Here is a 1224-nt window from a genome sequence, read left to right as displayed (position 1 = left end):
GCAGTTCCTGGGACCGCCCGAGACACGACGGAGGCCCAGCATCCTGGAGCGGCTGCTCTTCGTCCTCGACGTCCTGACGACCACCGCCGGCAGCACGATCGGCGTGGACATCTTCGACGGGTCCGCCACCTGGGACAGCAACCCCTACGTCCGCAGCAGGGCCAAGCGGATCGAGGCGGCGAACCCCGTCACGGGCGAGTCCACCGTGACGTGAGGAAGGCCGTGCGGGTTGGGTCTGTTGTGACGCATTCCCTGGCCCGCACGACCTTGTCCCATCGTATCCTCACAGGCCTGCCACGCCGTCGACTCGGCGCGCTGATCGGCGAGTTGGCGCAGGCATGGATGGCATCGGAGGAGGGCCGCCTGCACGAACGCCGGGGCCACCAGCGACTGCGGGCTCCAGGAGCCGGGCCGAACCACCAGTTGGTGTTCACCGATCGGGTCATTGCCACCCTGGTCGTCCTGCGCCTCCAACTCCCGCACGCGGCTCTGGCCGTGCTCTATGGGGTGGACCGTTCCACGATCACCCGGGCCGTCCATGAGATCCGCCCGCTGCTGGCCGCCCGTGGCTTCGCGGTGCCCGACTGCCCTGGTCTGCGGCTTCGCACGCTGGAGGACGTCTTCGCCTATGCGGCGGCCGAGGGCATCGAGCTGCGGTTGGACGGAACCGAGGTCCGGGTGCGCCGCCCGCAGTCGAACAAGCCCGGGCGGCGCGCATTCGTGTCGGGCAAGATGCGGCAGAACACGAAGAAGGCCACCGTCGTGACCGACGGGCAGGGTCGAACCCTGTGGTCCGGGGCCTTCCGGCCCGGCCGGATGCACGACCAGACCGCCGTGAAGACCGAGGGGATCTGCGACCTGTTCGAGCGGTACCCCAAGGTCAAGGCGAAGGTCGACGCGGGCTACCGGGGACTGGCCAAGCAGTTCCCCGACCAGGTCCAGGCCCCACCGCTCAAGCCGAAGAAGGACGCCCCGCCCGAAGAAGTGGCCGCCTGGGACGCGGCCCGCCATCGGCAGTCCTCGGAACGGATCTGCGTTGAGCACGCCAACGCCGAACACAAGCAGTGGCGCACCCTTCAGCGCTACATCGGACGCCGCGAGTACTTCGACGAGACCTACACGGCGGTAGCCGGCCTGGTCTCCGACCGCGCCGCCGAGAGGTGATCACCCACCGGACAACACGCCAGGCCAGCACGCCCGAGTCTCAATCGAGCACCACGCCGT

The 1224-nt window shown here is 69.2% G+C and carries 2 protein-coding genes; both read left to right on the top strand.

Going from position 1 to position 1224, the window contains the following annotated elements:
• Positions 1-214: hypothetical protein (locus tag ABIA33_RS38045; protein ID WP_370088821.1), on the top strand; the 214-nt coding region annotated here is incomplete at its 5' end.
• A gap of 26 nt (positions 215-240) precedes the next feature.
• Positions 241-1164 (top strand): transposase family protein, encoded by a 924-nt coding sequence (locus ABIA33_RS38040; RefSeq protein WP_370088819.1) that lies wholly within the window; start codon positions 241-243, stop codon positions 1162-1164.
• The last annotated feature ends 60 nt before the right edge of the window (positions 1165-1224 follow it).

The organism is Streptacidiphilus sp. MAP12-16 (assembly GCF_041262165.1).
Taxonomy (GTDB): Bacteria; Actinomycetota; Actinomycetes; order Streptomycetales; family Streptomycetaceae; genus Streptacidiphilus.
Note: the sequence above shows the minus strand (reverse complement) of the source record. Positions and strands in the feature narration are given on the sequence as shown.